Below are 16,757 nucleotides of genomic sequence, written 5' to 3'. Positions count from 1 at the left end.
GACGGGCAGGTCGCCCCCCCACGGGCAGGGCGCCCCCGACCGCCGCTAGGCCACCTTCGTCCTCGGGCGGCCGCCCTTGGGGCCCTGGCGGCCGCGGGACGCCGTCAGGAGGCCGCGGACCGCCAGGACCCAGCCCAGGGCCAGGATCCCGGCGGCGACGGACATGCCCAGGGTGCCGTTCAGGGGCAGGGCGATGCCGATCCCGCCGCCCACCACCCACGCCATCTGCAGCGCCGTCTCGGACCGGGCGAACGCCGAGGTCCGCACCAGCTCCGGGACGTCCCGCTGGATGAGCGCGTCCAGGGACAGCTTCGACAGGGCCTGGGTGAGTCCCGCGACCGCGCCGAGGACGGCGACCATCAGGCCGCCGAAGAAGATCGCCGTGCAGATCGCCGTGCCGCAGACCACGGTGAGCATCGTGGCGATGATCACCTCGGGCGCCTGGCCCCGGTCCCGCAGCAGCGAGGCGGCCGCCGTGCCGCAGGCGTTCCCCACGCCCGCCGCCACGCCCACGATCCCCAGCGACACGGCGGCGCTCTGCCCCGACAGCGGGTGCTCGCGCAGCAGGAACGCCAGGAAGAAGATCAGGAATCCGGACAGCATGCGCTGCGCCGCGTTCGCCTCCAGACCGTGCAGCACCGACGGGCCCACCGTCCGCAGGCTCGGCTTCTTCTCGCCGTGCGTCAGCAGGTGCGCCCGCCGCTCGCCCTTCGCCGAGTCCACCTTGTGCGGCATCCGCAGCGCCCAGAAGGTGCCGAGCAGGAAGAGCGCGCACGCCCCGTAGAGGGGCCAGGTCGGCCCGATCATCTGGAGTCCCGCGCCGATGGGCGCGGCGATGCCGGTGGCGAGGAGTCCGGCCAGCGTGACCCGGGAGTTCGCCTTCACGAGCGAGAAGTTCGGTGGCAGGAGCCGGGGCACGACGGCGCTGCGGACCACCCCGTACGCCTTCGAGGCCACGAGGACGCCGAGCGCCGCCGGATACAGCTCCAGGCCGCCCGTCGCCACGGCTCCCGACATGAGGATCGCGAGGACGGCACGGGTCAGCATCGCGCCGGCCATCGCCGCGCGCCGCCCGTGCGGGATCCGGTCCAGGAGCGGACCGATCACGGGGGCGAGGAGGACGAAGGGGGCCATCGTGACGGCCAGGTAGAGCGCGACCCGGCCGCGGGCCTCGTCGGTCGGCACGGAGAAGAAGACGGTGGAGGCGAGGGCGACGGTGATCATGACGTCGCCGGCGCCGTTCACGGCGTGCAGCTCGATCAGTTTGCCGAGACCGGATTCGCCCGCCCCGTGCGCGTGGGTGGCCTTGCGGATGCCCTTCGCGGTCCCGGTGAACGGCAGGTGCAGGACGCGCCCGACCCTCCGGCCCGCTCGGCTGAGCGGCCCGGCTGGATCATGCGATCGTACGGGGGACCGTGCGGCTGCCACTCCGTCATAGTGCCCCACGGGCGCGCCCGGCGAACCGTGCCACGACGGACGAGCTCCGAGGAGAGGTCCGCCGGAAGGCGGCGCGGGACGGCTCCGGAGGACGGGCGGGGGCCGCTCTCCGGACGGGCCCCGGCGGGCGTGTCGCGAGCGGGAGCGGGCCGCGTGCGGGGTGCGTACGGGGTGCGTCCGCGCTGGGTACGGGGCCCGGCGCGGCCCGTCCGCGCCCTCACCCGCCCGGCCCGTGGGCACCCCTCGGACGCGTCCGTTCGGAGCCCGTCCCCGGGTCCGTCTCAAGGCGGTTCGGCGGTGCGCGGCGTCCGCGATCCGGGCCACTTGGGACGGGCAGGTGGGCGGAGGCCCGCGAACGGGGTAGCGTGCGTAGCGCGTCACCGGCGGAATCTCTCGGCCGCGCGCCTCTTCGGCATCCCGCAGAATGGATGACGTTAGGTGTGCCCGAGACGCGCGAGACAAGTCGGGTGCGGACGTCGATGCGGCCCTCTGGTCCGCTCCGCCCGCGGCCCGTGGCTTCGCTCCCGCCCCTCGGCCGGCGCACCCGTGAGACGGCGTAGGAGAGAAGCGAGACCTGTGAGTGCTGCGACGACGCGAAGCGGTACCCCGCGTACCCCGCGAGCCACGCGTATCCCCGACCGCCTGTGCGCGGAGGCCGTAGACCTCGCGCGGGAGGCCGCCGAGGAGGCGGCCGCGCCAGGGATCGTCGGCGCACACGTCGAGGTCGTCGCGGAGGGCGACCGGGTCGTCACGCACTACTTCGAGTCCAAGGAGCCCGGCTACCGGGGCTGGCGCTGGGCGGTGACCGTCACCCGCGCCTCCCGCGCGAAGAACGTCACGCTTGACGAAACCGTCCTGCTGCCCGGCTCCGACGCGCTCCTCGCCCCCGAGTGGGTGCCGTGGAGCGAGCGGCTGCGGCCCGGCGACATGGGGCCCGGCGACCTCCTGCCCACCGAGCAGGACGACCTGCGCCTGGAGCCCGGCTACTCGGGCGAGGACGCGCCGCCGCCGAACTCGGCCGTCTCCGAGGAGATGGAGGAGCACCTCGACGAGGAGGACGCCGAGCTGACCTCGCGCACCCCGTCGCGGGGCGCGATCGCCGCGGTCGCGGACGAGCTCGGCATGCGCCGGGCGAGGGTCCTCTCCCGCTACGGCCTGCACGAGGCGGCCGACCGCTGGGACGAGGCGTTCGGCGCGAAGACGCCGATGGCCGTCGCGGCGCCCGCGTCCTGCGAGTCCTGCGCGTTCCTGGTGCCGGTGGCCGGGTCCCTGAGGCAGGCCTTCGGCATCTGCGCGAACGAGTTCTCCCCGGCGGACGGCCGGGTCGTGTCCCTCGCGTACGGGTGCGGCGGGCACTCGGAGGCCGCGGTCATGCCGAAGCCGCCGCGGCCGGCGCCGCCGGTGCTCGACTCGATGGCGGCGGACGCGTTTCCGCTGCGGCCGGCGAAGGACTCGGGCTCGACGACGGAACCGGACGCGACCTCGGAAGACCTGGGCCACTCGTAGCCCACCGGCCCCTCGGTCCGCCAGGACCTCCGCCCAGGCGGGGCGCCCCACGCGGATGCGGCGCCTGCCGCCCGTGCGGGCCCGCCGGCCTTGCTGGCCGCACCCGTGGCGGCCCGCACCCGTCCGAGCGCCCGCCTCGCGCGCTCGGCGGCCCCGCCGCCCGTGCTGGCCGCACCCGTTGCGGCGCCCGTCGCCCGGCGGTCCCGCCGCCCCGCCCGCGCGGGGGCCCGCCGCTCGTTCTGGCCGCACCCGTGCGGCGCCTGGTGCGACGCGGTCCCGCCGCCCCGCGCCCGTGTGGGCGCTCGCCCGCTGCCCGTGTGCCGCCGTCGCCCGCTGCCCGTGTGGGCAATCGTCCCGCTGGGGCGGGACGGGTGGGCACACGGGACGGCGCGCTGAGCGGCGCCTCCGCGTTCTGGGCCTGGACCCGCTCCACAAAGGTGCCGTCACCGGTCGTGCGGGTTCAGGTCCAGGAGCCTCTGGCGCCGGCAGGGCGCTGGTCCGTTGTGCCCACCCGTTCCGCCCCTTGCGGAACGCCTGCCCACAACGGCGGGGCGCGGGCCCACAACGGTGGGGCGCGGGCCCGCAACGTGGCGCGGCGCCGGTCCGCAGCGGGCCGGCCGCGGGCCCCGAAACCGCAGGCCGCAGGCCCGTCGCGGACCGGTCGGAGGCGGGCCCGAAAAGGGCAGGCCGCAGCTAGGGGCGGGCTCGTCATGGGGCGGGCGTTTCGCGCGGTACCTTCGGGCCCCGGGCATCGACGTCCGGGAACGACCGCCCCGCAGAGTGGAGTCAGACGTGAGCGTCAGCGTCCGGACGACGACCGACGGAACCGACCCCTTCGGCACCGCACGGCTGCGGCGGGGTGTGCTCGATGCCTGGGGCGCGAGCCCCGCCCGCTTCCGTGAGGACGCCAACGCCGAGGAGGACCTGGCCCTCGGCGGCTACCGCGACCGCCTCGTCGTGGAACTGGCCCAGAACGCTTCGGACGCCGCCCACCGCGCCGGCGTCACCGGCCGCCTGCGCCTGACCCTGCATCCGGCGGACCACGAGGGCCCCGCGCTCCTCGCCGCCGCGAACACCGGCGCCCCGCTGGACGCCACGGGCGCCGAGTCGCTGTCCACGCTGCGCGCGTCCGCGAAGCGCGAGCAGACCCACGGCGCCGTCGGCCGCTTCGGCGTCGGTTTCGCCGCCGTCCTCGCCGTCACGGACGAGCCCGCCGTCCTGGGCCGGCACGGCGGCGTCCGCTGGTCCCTGGCGGAGGCGCGCGAACTGGCCGCCGAGGCCGCCCGGTACAGTCCGGGCCTCGGCGACGAACTGCGCCGCCGCGACGGCCACGTACCGCTGCTCCGGCTCCCGCTGCCCGCCGAGGGCACCGCGCCCGACGGGTACGACACCGTCGTCGTCCTGCCGCTGCGGGACACCGCCGCCGAGGACCTGGCGGAGCGGCTCCTCACGTCCGTCGACGACGCCCTGCTCCTCACCCTTCCGGGTCTCGCGGAGATCGTCGTGGAGACCCCTGGGGGTGGCGTACGGACCCTCCGCCGCTCCGAGGAGGACGGGTACGTCCGGATCGACGACACGGGCACCGGCGGCCACCGCTGGCGGACCGTCACCCACGGCGGCCCGCTCGACGCCGGGCTCCTGAAGGACCGTCCGGTCGAGGAGCGGCTCCGCCCGCACTGGTCGGTGACCTGGGCCGTACCGGTGGACCCGGAGGGGGCCCCGAAGTACCCCCGGACGACCCCCGTGGTGCACGCCCCGACGCCCACGGACGAGCCGCTGGGCATCCCCGCCCTGCTCATCGCGTCCCTCCCGCTCGACACGGCCCGGCGGCACCCGGCGCCGGGGCGGCTCACCGACTTCCTGGTGCAGCGAGCGGCCGACGCGTACGCCGAACTCCTCGCGGAGTGGCACCCGGTGACGACGGCGACGCTCGACCTCGTGCCGGGTCCGCTCGGCAAGGGCCCGCTCGACGGGGCGCTGCGGGAGGCGATCCTGGACCGGCTGCCGAGGGTCGCGTTCCTGGCTCCGGCCGCTCCCTCCGAGGAGCTGCCGGCGCTCCGCCCGATCGAGGCGGAGGTCGCGGAGGGCGCGGGCGCGGAGACCGTCGAGGTGCTCGCCGAGGTCTTCCCGACGCTCCTCCCGGCCGGCCTGGAGCGCCGCCCCGAGCTGCGCACCCTGGGCGTGGGCCGGGTCCCCCTGACGGAGGCGATCGACCGCCTGGCGGGCGTGGACCGGGCGCCGACGTGGTGGTGGCGGCTGTACGACTCGCTGGCCGGGGTCGACCCGGACCGGCTGACGGGCCTCCCGGTGCCGCTCGCGGACCCCGCCGACGGCACCCGGATCCGGGCGACGATCGGTCCCCGTCAGGTGCTCCTGCCGCAGGACCGGACGCCCGCCGAGCTGACCCGGCTCGGGCTGAAGGTGGCGCACCCGGAGGCGGCCCATCCGCTGCTGGAGAAGCTGGGCGCCCTCCCGGCCACGCCCCGCGCGGTCCTGACGACCCCGCAGGTCCGGGCGGCGGTCGCGGCGTCGCTGGACGCGGGGGAGATCTGGGACGAGGACGCGGACGCGCTGGACGCGGAGGAGCTCGCCGACACGGTCCTCGCGCTGGTGCGCGACGCGGAGCTGGAGCCGGGCGAGGAGCCGTGGCTGGGCGCGCTGGCGCTCCCGGACGAGGACGGCGAGCTGTCCCCGGCGGGCGAGCTGGTCCTGCCGGGCTCGGCGTTCGCTGCGGTGATGCGGGAGGACGAACTGGCCTTCGTGGACGCGGACCTGGCGGCCCGCTGGGGCGAGCAGCCGCTGGCCGCGTGCGGGGTGCTGGCGAACTTCGCCCTGGTCCGGGCGACCGACCTGGTCCTGGACCCGGACGAGGTGGAGCCCCGTGAGGGCGACTACCCGGAGCCGGACGACGCGGGTCTGCTCGACGCGGTCGACGTGTGGTGCGAGGACGTCCTGGACCGCCTTCCGATGACTCCGGTGCCGCCGGTGGCGACGGAGATCGTGGCGGTGCGGGACCTGGATCTGGTCGACGACGGCGCCTGGCCGCAGGCCCTCGCGCTGCTGGCGCAGCCGCCGCTCAGGGACGCCCTGACGCAGCCGGTGCGGATCCTGCTGCCGGACGGCCGGACGGAGACGGTCCGTTCGTACACGGCCTGGTGGCTGCGCGACCACCCGGTCCTGGACGGCCGCCGCCCGGCGGGCCTGCGCGCGGCGGGGTCGGATCCGCTGCTCGCCGGGCTGTACGACCCCGCCGACGCGACGGGCTTCGAGGACGAGCAGGTCCTGCGGGCCCTGGGGGTCCGCACCTCGGTCGCGGCGCTCCTCGACGAGCCGGGCGGCGGGGCGGAGCTCCTGGCTCGCCTGGCGGACCCGTCGCGGGAGGTGACGGCGGTCCAGCTGCACGCCCTGTACACGGCGCTCGCCGACCTGGACCCCGAGCAGGTGACGCTCCCCGACGACCTGCGCGCGGTCGTGGACGGCGAGCTGGTCGTGGTGGAGGCGTCGGAGGCGCTGGTGGCGGACGCCCCCGACCTCCTCCCGCTGGCGGGCGGCCTGCCGCTGCTGCCGGTGTCCCCGTCGCGCGCCGACGACCTGGCCGACCTCTTCCAGGTCCGGCGTCTGAGCGAGGTCGTGGAGGCCGAGGTGACGACGGCCGGCGAGGAGCACGAGGTCCCGCCGTCGGTCCACGCCCTGCTGGGTCCCGCGACCCCCGCCTCGTACGTCGAGCACGAGGAGCTGCGCGCGGGCGGCGTCGAGCTCGACTGGCGCCGCACCCCGGACGGCGTGGTGCACGCCGCCACCCTGGAGGGCGTGGCCGCGGGCCTGGCCTGGGCGGCCGCCCAGTGGCCCCGCCGCTTCGAGGTGGCGGCCCTCCTGGAGGACCCGTCGCGGACGGCGGAACTGGCCCGCGACCGCTGGTTCGACTAGCGGGCCCCGGCCCGGCCGGCACCCCCGGCCGGGCCGCTACGCCGCGAACCGGTGGTCCACCCAGCGCCAGGCGGCTTCCAGGAGGGCCGCGCCGGCCGCCGCGATGCCGACCGCCGTCCACGGCATGGTCACGCCCACCAGCTTCAGGGCGAAGAAGTCCTGGAGCCAGGGGACGGCGAGGACCAGGAGGAAGGCGGCTCCCATGGCGGCGACCAGGGTCACGCGCCACCAGGTGTAGGGGCGGGCGATGATCGCGAGGACCCACATGGAGACCAGGAAGAGCGTGAGGGTGGCCGCGCTGGTCTCGGCGGCCAGGGCGTCCGGGCCCGTGTAGTGGTGGCGGGCCAGGAGGTAGGTGGTGAAGGTGGCCGCGCCGGCGACGACGCCGCCGGGGACGGCGTACCGCATGACCCGTCGCACGAAGTTCGGTTTCGCGCGTTCCTTGTTGGGGGCGAGGGCGAGGAAGAAGGCCGGGATGCCGATGGTGAGGGTGGACAGCAGCGTCAGGTGGCGGGGGAGGAACGGGTACTCCACCTGGGAGCAGACCACCAGGACGGCGAGCAGGACCGAGTAGACCGTCTTCACGAGGAAGAGGGTGGCGACGCGGGTGATGTTGCCGATCACCCGCCGGCCCTCGGCCACCACCGACGGGAGGGTGGCGAAGCTGTTGTTCAGCAGGACGATCTGGGCGACCGCCCGCGTCGCCTCCGAGCCGGAGCCCATCGACACGCCGATGTCGGCGTCCTTCAGGGCCAGGACGTCGTTGACGCCGTCGCCGGTCATGGCGACGGTGTGGCCGTGGGACTGGAGCGCCGCGACCATGTCCCGCTTCTGCTGCGGGGTGACCCGGCCGAAGACCGCGTTCTCGTCGAGGACCTTCGCCATCTCCTCCCGGTCGGCGGGCAGCCGGCGGGCGTCCACGGTGTTCTCGGCGCCCGCCATGCGCAGCTTTCCGGCCACGGCTCCCACGGAGACGGCGTTGTCGCCCGAGATGACCTTGGTGGCGACGTTCTGGTCGGCGAAGTACGCGAGGGTGTCGGCGGCGTCGGGGCGCAGGCGCTGTTCGAGGACGACGAGGGCGGTGGGGTGGGCGTCGGCGGTGAGGTCGGGGGAGTCGAGGCCGTGGGCCGTGCGGGCGAGGAGGAGGACGCGCAGGCCTTCCTCGTTGAGGTGGTCGATCTCGGGGAGGACGGGGTCCCCGGCCTTCAGGAGGACGTCCGGGGCGCCGAGGAGCCAGGTCGAGTTCTCCCCGTCGCCCTCGCTGAACGAGGCACCGCTGTACTTGCGGGCGGAGGAGAACGGCAGGCTCTCCGTGCAGCGCCACTCCACCGTCTCCGGATAGGCGTCGATGATCGCCTGGAGGGAGGCGTTCGGGCGCGGGTCGGACTCGCCGAGTGCGCCGAGGACCTTCCGTACGTACGTCTCGTCCGCGCCGTTCAGGGGGCGCAGTCCGGTGACGTCCATGCCTCCTTCGGTGAGCGTGCCCGTCTTGTCCAGGCAGACCACGTCGACCCGGGCCAGGCCCTCGATCGCGGGGAGCTCCTGCACGAGGCACTGCTTGCGGCCGAGGCGGATCACGCCGATCGCGAAGGCGACGGAGGTCAGCAGGACGAGGCCCTCGGGGATCATGGGGACGATGCCGCCGACGGTGCGGGCGACGGCGTCCTTGAAGTTGTCGTCCTTCACCACGAGCTGGCTGATGACGAGCCCGATGGCGGTGGGGATCATCATCCACGTCACGTACTTGAGGATCGTGGAGATGCCGGTCCGCAGCTCGGAGTGGACCAGGGTGAAGCGGGACGCCTCCTCGGCGAGCTGGGCGGCGTAGGCCTCGCGGCCGACCTTGGTGGCGGTGAAGGCGCCGCCGCCGGCGACCACGAACGAGCCGGACATCATGCGGTCGCCCGGTTTCTTCACCACCGGGTCCGCCTCGCCGGTGAGGAGCGATTCGTCGATCTCCAGGCTGTCGGCCTCGGCGACCTCGCCGTCGACGACGACCTTGTCGCCGGGGCCCAGTTCGATGAGGTCGCCCAGGACGATCCCGGAGGTGGAGATCTCGGCGGCCGTGCCGTCGCGCCGCACGGTGGGTTTCGCCTCGCCGATGACGGCGAGGCCGTCGAGGGTCTTCTTGGCGCGGAGTTCCTGGAAGATGCCGATGCCGGTGTTCGCGATGATCACGAAGCCGAAGAGGCTGTCCTGGATCGGGGCGACGAAGAGCATGATCACCCAGAGCACGCCGATGATCGCGTTGAAGCGGGTGAAGACGTTCGCGCGGACGATCTCCGTGGTGGAGCGGGAGCTGCGGACGGGGACGTCGTTGACCTCGCCGCGGGCGACGCGTTCGGCGACTTCGGCGGAGGTCAGCCCGGCGGGGCGGTGCACCACGGGCGGCCCGGTCGTCCCCGTTCCGCCGCCGTCCGTGTCGATCTTCGCCCGCTGAGTCATGTTTTCGACGGTACGGCCGGATTCGGTCGTTCACCTGCCGAGAAAGGCGAAGATCAGACCGGGGGAGGAGGGGAATCGTCCCCTGGTCCCACCTGCCGGGTGGGTGTCGTCCGACCGGCGGGGGTCATGCCCCCGGACGCGCCTCGGGGGCCGGGCCGGCCGCCTGGGCCGCCGCGTGCCGCTTGATCGCCGCGTCGCGCTTCCGTACGTACCAGATGCCGATCAGGCCGAGCCCGGCCCCGGCGAGGCAGGTCCACACCCACCAGGTGAGGTCCCGGTCGTCGAACCAGCCGTAGAAGGGGACCTGGACGAGGAAGAGGACGAACCAGAGGATCGTTCCGCCGGTGATGGTGGCGACGACGGGCCCTTCGAGGGGCTCGGGTGCCTCGTGCTTCGGTGTCCACTTCGCCATGGGGCCCAGTCTAGGTGGCGCGTTTTCGGGTCTACGCGCGGAGATGGACTCCCGCTCGTTCATGTGTTCATACTGAAACGGTTTGCCTCTGGCGGGTTCCACTCGTATGAACCGCCAAAAAGGACTTCTCAGAACCTCCGAAGAGGAACCCCCATGAGCACGACGGCCCCCGCCAAGGCCATGCCCCCCGAGACGCCCGGAAACCCGGCCTCCGGACTCGACCGCTACTTCAAGATCTCCGAGCGCGGCTCCACCGTCGCCCGCGAGGTCCGAGGCGGCTTCGCCACCTTCTTCGCGATGGCCTACATCATCGTGCTGAACCCGATCATCCTCGGCAGCGCCAAGGACATGTACGGGCACCAGCTCGACGGCGGCCAGCTCGTCACCGCGACCGTCCTCACGGCGGCCTTCTCGACGCTCCTCATGGGCGTCATCGGCAACGTCCCGATCGCGCTCGCCGCCGGCCTCGGCGTGAACACGGTCGTCGCGCTCCAGCTCGCGCCGAAGATGTCCTGGCCGGACGCCATGGGCATGGTCGTCCTCGCCGGCCTCGTCGTCATGCTGCTCGTCGCCACGGGACTGCGCGAGCGCGTGATGAACGCCGTCCCGGTCGGCCTGCGCAAGGGCATCGCGATCGGCATCGGCCTCTTCATCATGCTGATCGGCCTCGTCGACTCGGGCTTCGTCTCCCGCATCCCCGACGCCGCGCACACCACCGTCCCGCTCCAGCTCGGCGGCTCGGGTCACCTCACCGGCTGGCCGGTCCTCGTCTTCATCCTGGGCACGCTGCTGACCCTCGCCCTGATCATCCGCAAGGTGCCGGGCGCGATCCTGATCTCGATCGTCGTCATGACGATCGTCGCCATGGTCATCAACGCGGTCGCGACCGTCCCGTCCTGGGGCCTCACCACCCCGGAGTGGCCCGGCAACCCGGTCGCCTCGCCCGACTTCGGCCTCGTCGGGCAGGTCAGCCTCTTCGGCGGCTTCGACAAGGTCGGCATGCTGACCGGTGTCCTCTTCGTCTTCACCGTCCTGCTGTCCTGCTTCTTCGACGCGATGGGCACGATCCTCGGCGTCGGCGACGAGGCCAAGCTGATGGACAAGGACGGGAACTTCCCCGGCATCAACAAGGTCCTCCTCGTCGACGGCCTCGCCGTCGCCTCCGGCGGCGCGACCTCCTCCTCCGCCACCACCTGCTTCGTGGAGTCCACGGCCGGTGTCGGCGAGGGCGCGCGCACCGGTCTCGCCTCGGTCGTGACCGGCGCCCTGTTCTCGGTGGCGCTGTTCCTCACGCCGCTCGCGACCATGGTGCCGTCGCAGGCGGCGACCCCCGCGCTGCTCGCGGTGGGCTTCCTGATCCTGGCCGGGTCGATCAAGGAGATCGACTGGAGCGACTACACCATCGCGGTGCCGGCGTTCCTGGCCATGGTGATGATGCCGTTCACGTACTCGATCACCAACGGCATCGGCATCGGCTTCATCACCTTCAGCGTGCTGCGCCTCGCGGCCGGACGGGGCCGTGAGGTCCCGGTGGCGATGTACATCGTGTCGGCGGTCTTCGTCTTCTACTACGCGATGCCGGCGCTCGGCCTCACGTGATCGCCGGGTTCGGCCGCGGGGGAACCGCAGGCCGGACCGTAGAACTTCTCCGTCTCGTCGACCGCGGTCTTGAACCGCTCGTCGAAATCCTCGCGAATGAGCGTCCGGGCCACGTAGTCCTGGACGCTCATTCCCCTTTTCGCGGCGTGACTCCTGAGCCGGTCGAGCAGCTCACCGTCGATGCGCAGGCTGAGCACTGTCGATCCCATGCCGTTCAGGGTCGGGGCAGCCGGGGGCTCTTTGCGTCACTTTCCGGATCCGGCTCACTCGTTCGGGTGATACATGGATGCCGAAGCGTGATCTGGCGTGTGCCGTGCTGTCGCCAGGCGCGGGGGAGGGCGGTGTGATGCGTGTGACGTCCGCCCGTTCCTGTTGGTATTTAGACAGAGTAATGAGTTAGGCTAACAAACATGCCAGATCTGTCCCACGGCACCGCCGACGACGTCGCGGCCGTGAACGCGCTCCGCTCCTCCGTCATGCGACTGGGCCGACGCCTCAAGCACCAGCGCGTCGACGAGTCGCTGAGCCCGACCGAGATGTCGGTGCTCGGCACCCTGTCGCTCTGCGGCTCCGCCACCCCCGGCGAGCTGGCGCGCAAGGAGCACGTCCAGCCGCCGTCGATGACCCGCATCGTCGCGCTGCTGGAGGCCAAGGGACTGGTCCGGCTCGAGCCGCACCCCGACGACCGGCGGCAGAAGGTCGTCAGCCAGACCGAGCAGGCCGAGGCCATGCTGGAGGAGTCCCGCCGCAAGCGGAACGCCTGGCTGGCCTCCCTCGCCGAAGGGCTGGACGAGGACGAATGGGCGAAGCTGCGCGCGGCGGCCCCGGTCCTGGAGAAGCTCGCCCACCTGTAATCCCCTGCGCCAAGGAGGCGACGCACTTTGAGTACGGGACCCGGAGCAGACTCCGCACCCGTCCACCGACCCACCCTCGACACCCGTGGGCGGGGGGAAACCTTCTCCTCGCTCAGGATCCGGAACTACCGGCTGTTCTTCACCGGAGCCATCGTCTCCAACACCGGTACCTGGATGGCCCGGATCACCCAGGACTGGCTGGTCCTGAGCCTCACCGGCTCGGCCGCCGCCGTCGGCATCACCACGGCCCTTCAGTTCCTGCCGATGCTCCTCTTCGGCCTGTACGGCGGTGTCATCGCCGACCGCTACCCGAAGCGGCGCCTGCTGCTCGTCAGCCAGGCCGCCCTCGGACTGTGCGGCCTCGCGCTCGCCGTCCTCACGCTCTCCGGGTCGATCCAGGTCTGGCACGTGTACCTGATCGCCTTCCTGCTCGGCATGGTCACCGTCGTCGACAACCCCGCCCGGCAGGCCTTCGTCTCCGAGATGGTCGGCCCCGGCCAGCTCCGCAACGCCGTCTCCCTGAACTCCGCGAACTTCCAGTCCGCGCGGCTCGTCGGACCCGCCGTCGCCGGTGTCCTCATCGCCGGGGTCGGCAGCGGGTGGGCCTTCCTGCTGAACGGACTCTCCTTCCTCGCGCCCCTCGTGAGCCTGCTGCTCATGCGGACGAACGAGCTCCACAAGGTGGAGCGCGCCCCGCGCGGCAAGGGACAGCTCCGGGAGGGCCTGCGGTACGTCGCCGGGCGGCCCGACCTGCTCTGGCCGATCGTCCTCGTCGGCTTCGTGGGCACCTTCGGGTTCAACTTCCCGATCTGGCTCACCGCGTTCTCCGACGACGTCTTCCACGTCGGCGCCGGCGCGTACGGCTTCCTGAACACCCTCATCGCGGCGGGCTCCCTGGTGGGCGCCCTCGCCGCGGCCCGCCGCGGCTCCACCCGGCTGCGGATGGTGGTCGTCGCCGCGGCCGTCTTCGGCGCCCTGGAGGTCGCGGCGGCCCTGTCGCCGACGTTCTGGCTGTTCGCGGTGCTGCTGGTGCCGGTCGGCACGATCGGCCTCACGGTGAACATCGCGGCGAACTCGGCGGTCCAGATGGCCACCGACCCGGTCATGCGGGGGCGCGTCATGAGCCTCTACATGATGGTCTTCGCCGGTGGTACGCCGATCGGGGCACCGCTCCTCGGCTGGGTCACCGACACGTACGGCGCGCGCGTCGGCTTCGCCGCGGGCGGCCTGATCTCGCTCATCGCGGCGGTCGTCGTGGGCCTGGTGCTGGCCCGCGTGGGCGGCCTCAAGGTCGCGATGGGCTGGCACCGCGGACACCCGCGGGTGCGGTTCGTGGCGCGCGAGCGCCTCGTGACCGCCGCGTAGCCCTCGTGCGGGCGGCGGACCCGGCCCCCAGACGTGGCCCCGGTGCGGGCGGCGACCCGGGCCCCCGACGTAGCCCTCAGGAGGGCGGCGGACCCGGCCCCCCGACGTATCCCGGGGCGGGCGGCGGACCCGGCCTCCCCGCCGTGGCCCCGGTGCGGGCGGCGACTCGGCCCCCCGACATGTCGCCCCGGGGCGGGCGGCGGCACCCGGGTCCTGGTCGGGCCCCGGTCCCGGCCGGGCCCCGGTCCTGGTCGGGACCCGGGACCCCGCGCACTCCCGGGCCCCCGGAGCGGGGCCCGGGGCCTTGTCCCCGGCCCCGGGCCCGGCAAGCTCAGGGCGGCGACGCCGTTCTCAGAGGCGTCGTTCCAGGATCTGGCCCGGCCAGTCGCCGACCCGGAAGGGTTCGGTGCGGGTGAAGCCCTGGCCCTCGTAGTACGCGATCAGGCGGCCCTCACTGCCCGCGAAGCAGTCCACCCGGAGGAGCGAGACCTCCTGGCGCCGGGTCTCCGCCTCCGCGTGGGCCAGAAGCGCCGCGCCCACCCCGTGGCCGTGGAACCGGGCGTCCGTCGCGAGGAGCCGGACGTACACCTCCGGCTCCCCGGCCGGCGGGACGTGCGGGCCCGGGTGCGGGGTCAGCGTCATCGTGCCCGCCGGCACGCCGTCGATCTCGGCGATCCACGGATCGCCCTCGGACATCGTCCGCTCGACCTGCTCCACTGCCTTCGCCCGCGCGGAGAACGACTCCGTGCCCCACTGGGCGGTGATCCCCTTGCCGTTGAGCCACACCACGGCGCTGTCGAGTATCGCGAGTATCGCGGGGAGGTCCTCCGCCCCGCCCTTCCGGATCTTCATCTCCGTGAGACTAGCCGCACAACCCTTCGAGGCGGCCGGAAGTCGTATCCACCGGAAAGATCTCGTAGGGGGAGGAATACGCCTTGAACGCTGCTTCGTCTCGTCGTCGTGTCCCGGTGTCGGTGGGGATCGTCCTGGCGGTGGTCGCGTCCGGCCCGTTCCTCGCCCCGCCCGCCGCCGCGGCGCCCCCGGCCGTGACCGCTCCGGCCGCCGCGGCGCCGATCGCCGTCCCCTTCCTCGCCTCCGGCGGTGAACTGGTCGACGCCGGGAGGACCGGCTTCCTCTCCCAGGACGCGGACGGCCGCGCGCGCTGGACCCGCTACGCGGACGGGGTGTCGACGGTCTTCGAGAAGCACGAGGGCGACTACGTCCTCGGCGGCGGGCCCGGCTCGGACGTCGTCGTGGTCGCGCACGCGGTGAACAACCCCGGGGACGAGGAGATCCCGACCTCGACGGTGCGCGTGTACGACATGGCGACGGGGGCCGCGCCTGTCACCCTCGACCTGACCGCGAGCACGGAGACCCGCGGCTTCCTCGACGCCGTCTCGGGCTCGACCCTCCTGGTGACCGACCGCCCGCGCCGGCAGGTCAAGCTGATCGACCTCGACGGCGGGCGGCCGACCGTCCGCCCGGTGGGCGGCTCGTACGCCGAGCCCGTCTGGATGCCGGACACCCTGTCCGGCACGGCGGTCCTGCGGGACCGCGACCGCGACCAGGTCGTCGACGTGCGGACGGGGCAGCCCACCGGGACGTACCGGACCGCTCCTGACCCCGGCTGGCCGACGCCGTACGTGCCGAGGTCCTCCTTCGTCGCCCCCGACCGGGTCGGCTGGACGGAGCGCACCGGCGGCAAGCTGCTCCTCGCCACGGCCGTACGGGGGCAGGACGAGGTCGTGCGGACCCCGCTCGGTCCGGACGACGCGACCACGATCACCGGCGGCCTGCTCGGCGACTGGTTCCTGTGGGGCGCCGGTCCGGGCAACGCCACTCCGTGGCACGCGTTCTCGGCCCGCTCCCTGAAGGACGGGTCGACGGTGGAGCTCCTCGACCACGCCACGGACGTCGCCCGGGGCCCGGACGGCACCTTCCTCGTCCTCGGGACCAGCGCCGCCCGTGGGGCGGGCGTCTACCGGGTCGCGGTCGGCGCGGACGGGCGCCCAGCGGCCGAGCTGATCGCCGCCACCGGCGAGCCGGCCGGAGCCACCCCCCTGGCGTACGCCGGGGGCGCGCCCGCCACCGTCGACCTGGACGGCGTCGCCAAGGCCCGGCTTTCCTGGAAGTTCTCCACGACCCGGGCGGACCTCACCGTCCGGATGAAGCCGAAGAACGGGTGGGAGACGTTCGAGACGGTCGTCCGGCCCGCCTCCGGCTCCGGCGCCTTCCCGGACGGAAGCCTCGGGTTCGACTGGCCCGGCGAGGTGGGCCAGGGGGAGCCGAGGCCCGCCCCCAACGGCGCCTACGAGTGGACGGTCACCGCCCGGCCGTGGAACGGCATGCCCACGGTCACCGTCTCCGGCACCCTCACCGTCACCCGGTCCCCCAAGGCCCACGACTTCGACGACGACGGGGCGCCGGACCTGGTCGCGAGGGACCGGGACGGCTACCTGGACCAGATCGGCACGCGCTGGGACGACGCGCGGGGACGGCTCGTCCCGCTGAGGAGCAACACCTCCGGACTGCGCGGCTGGAACGTGTACGACCAGGTTGAGGCCACCGGCGACCTCGCCGGTTCGAACGCCGCCGACCTGGTTGCCCGCGACCGGGACGGGGTCCTCTGGCTCCACCGCGGCACCGGCAGCCAGAGCCGGGTCGGCTACGAGCCGCGGGTGCGGATCGGCGGCGGCTGGAACACGTACACCCAGCTCACGGGAGGCAGCGACCTCACGGGGGACGGGCGCCCCGACCTGGTCGCGACGGACAGGGGGGCGACCTGTGGCTGTACCGGGCGACGGGGTCGACGACGGCTCCGTTCGAGGCCCGGAGGAAGATCGGCCACGGATGGGGGATCTACGACCGGATCACCGCCACGGGGAACATCGGCGGCGGTACGGCCGGTGATCTCGTGGCCCGCGACAAGGCCGGGACGCTCTGGCTCCACCTGGGCAGGGGCGACGGCACCTTCGCGCCCCGGACGGTGATCGGCGGCGGCTGGAAGGTGTACGCCGACGTCGTCGGCATCGGTGACGGCGACAAGGACGGGCGCCCCGACCTGTACGCCCGGTCGTCGACGGGCGCCCCGGCCGCGTACTTCTACGCGGGCACGGGCGACTGGAAGGCCCCGTTCGAGCCCCGTGCGACGACCGAGGCCGGAACGGGGGAGAGCTGGGGCGGCGGCGTCGTCCAGCAGGTCTCCTGACCCC

General features: G+C 73.7%; 12 protein-coding genes. 7 read left to right on the top strand and 5 right to left on the bottom strand.

The features are described from left to right. Window positions 1-45: 45 nt before the first annotated feature. Complete coding sequence (locus ACFYXU_RS05640; protein ID WP_376507357.1) at window positions 46-1,428, bottom strand: MFS transporter; 1,383 nt, start codon at window positions 1,426-1,428, stop codon at window positions 46-48. Window positions 1,429-2,013: 585 nt separating this feature from the next. Here ACFYXU_RS05640 and ACFYXU_RS05635 point away from each other — a divergent pair. Beyond that, window positions 2,014-2,943, top strand: a complete 930-nt coding sequence (locus ACFYXU_RS05635) for a DUF3027 domain-containing protein (protein ID WP_329851302.1) — start codon at window positions 2,014-2,016, stop codon at window positions 2,941-2,943. A gap of 780 nt (window positions 2,944-3,723) precedes the next feature. Continuing rightward, complete coding sequence (locus ACFYXU_RS05630; protein ID WP_389456584.1) at window positions 3,724-6,870, top strand: sacsin N-terminal ATP-binding-like domain-containing protein; 3,147 nt, start codon at window positions 3,724-3,726, stop codon at window positions 6,868-6,870. Between the two features lie 36 nt (window positions 6,871-6,906). On the opposite strand, the gene ACFYXU_RS05625 is transcribed toward ACFYXU_RS05630, so the two are convergent. Continuing rightward, on the bottom strand, window positions 6,907-9,315 hold the full coding sequence (locus ACFYXU_RS05625; RefSeq protein WP_389407555.1) for an HAD-IC family P-type ATPase: 2,409 nt from the start codon (window positions 9,313-9,315) through the stop codon (window positions 6,907-6,909). Window positions 9,316-9,439: 124 nt separating this feature from the next. Beyond that, complete coding sequence (locus ACFYXU_RS05620; protein ID WP_376507361.1) at window positions 9,440-9,727, bottom strand: DUF2530 domain-containing protein; 288 nt, start codon at window positions 9,725-9,727, stop codon at window positions 9,440-9,442. A 153-nt stretch (window positions 9,728-9,880) separates the two neighbouring features. Here ACFYXU_RS05620 and ACFYXU_RS05615 point away from each other — a divergent pair, with 153 nt between their 5' ends. Further along, the gene (locus tag ACFYXU_RS05615; RefSeq protein ID WP_376507362.1) at window positions 9,881-11,326 is read left to right on the top strand and encodes an NCS2 family permease; all 1,446 of its coding nucleotides are present in this window, start codon (window positions 9,881-9,883) and stop codon (window positions 11,324-11,326) included. Here ACFYXU_RS05615 and ACFYXU_RS05610 read toward each other — a convergent pair. Further along, window positions 11,296-11,535 (bottom strand): hypothetical protein, encoded by a 240-nt coding sequence (locus ACFYXU_RS05610; RefSeq protein WP_329851297.1) that lies wholly within the window; start codon window positions 11,533-11,535, stop codon window positions 11,296-11,298. The genes ACFYXU_RS05615 and ACFYXU_RS05610 overlap by 31 nt on opposite strands. A gap of 201 nt (window positions 11,536-11,736) precedes the next feature. Between ACFYXU_RS05610 and ACFYXU_RS05605 the strand changes: the two genes are divergently transcribed. Both ACFYXU_RS05605 and ACFYXU_RS05600 read left to right on the top strand, forming a co-directional pair. Continuing rightward, window positions 11,737-12,180, top strand: a complete 444-nt coding sequence (locus ACFYXU_RS05605) for a MarR family transcriptional regulator (RefSeq protein WP_329851296.1) — start codon at window positions 11,737-11,739, stop codon at window positions 12,178-12,180. A gap of 27 nt (window positions 12,181-12,207) precedes the next feature. Then, window positions 12,208-13,545, top strand: coding sequence for an MFS transporter (locus ACFYXU_RS05600; protein WP_384565993.1), 1,338 nt, complete (start codon window positions 12,208-12,210; stop codon window positions 13,543-13,545). Between the two features lie 351 nt (window positions 13,546-13,896). Here the strand turns inward: ACFYXU_RS05600 and ACFYXU_RS05595 are convergent, their stop codons facing one another. Next, a complete protein-coding gene (locus ACFYXU_RS05595) occupies window positions 13,897-14,397 on the bottom strand; it encodes a GNAT family N-acetyltransferase (RefSeq protein ID WP_389456581.1) in 501 nt (166 codons plus the stop codon). An 83-nt stretch (window positions 14,398-14,480) separates the two neighbouring features. On the opposite strand from ACFYXU_RS05595, the gene ACFYXU_RS05590 reads away from it, so the two are divergent. After that, window positions 14,481-16,535, top strand: coding sequence for a hypothetical protein (locus tag ACFYXU_RS05590; protein ID WP_389456579.1), 2,055 nt, complete (start codon window positions 14,481-14,483; stop codon window positions 16,533-16,535). After that, a complete protein-coding gene (locus ACFYXU_RS05585) occupies window positions 16,460-16,753 on the top strand; it encodes an FG-GAP repeat domain-containing protein (RefSeq protein ID WP_389456577.1) in 294 nt (97 codons plus the stop codon). Before ACFYXU_RS05590 ends, ACFYXU_RS05585 begins: the two co-directional genes overlap by 76 nt. Window positions 16,754-16,757: the final 4 nt, after the last annotated feature.

The sequence above is a fragment of the Streptomyces sp. NPDC002232 genome (genome assembly GCF_042890295.1).
Lineage (GTDB): Bacteria > Actinomycetota > Actinomycetes > Streptomycetales > Streptomycetaceae > Streptomyces.
This window is presented reverse-complemented; position numbering and strand designations above follow the sequence as displayed.

Bases quoted from the DNA above. Each gene is read 5' to 3' on its own strand.
- ACFYXU_RS05625 (WP_389407555.1), bottom strand. From the start codon at position 9,315: ATGACTCAGCGGGCGAAGATCGACACGGACGGCGGCGGAACGGGGACG.
- ACFYXU_RS05620 (WP_376507361.1), bottom strand. From the start codon at position 9,727: ATGGCGAAGTGGACACCGAAGCACGAGGCACCCGAGCCCCTCGAAGGG.
- ACFYXU_RS05615 (WP_376507362.1), top strand. From the start codon at position 9,881: ATGAGCACGACGGCCCCCGCCAAGGCCATGCCCCCCGAGACGCCCGGA.
- ACFYXU_RS05610 (WP_329851297.1), bottom strand. From the start codon at position 11,535: ATGGGATCGACAGTGCTCAGCCTGCGCATCGACGGTGAGCTGCTCGAC.
- ACFYXU_RS05605 (WP_329851296.1), top strand. From the start codon at position 11,737: ATGCCAGATCTGTCCCACGGCACCGCCGACGACGTCGCGGCCGTGAAC.
- ACFYXU_RS05595 (WP_389456581.1), bottom strand. From the start codon at position 14,397: ATGAAGATCCGGAAGGGCGGGGCGGAGGACCTCCCCGCGATACTCGCG.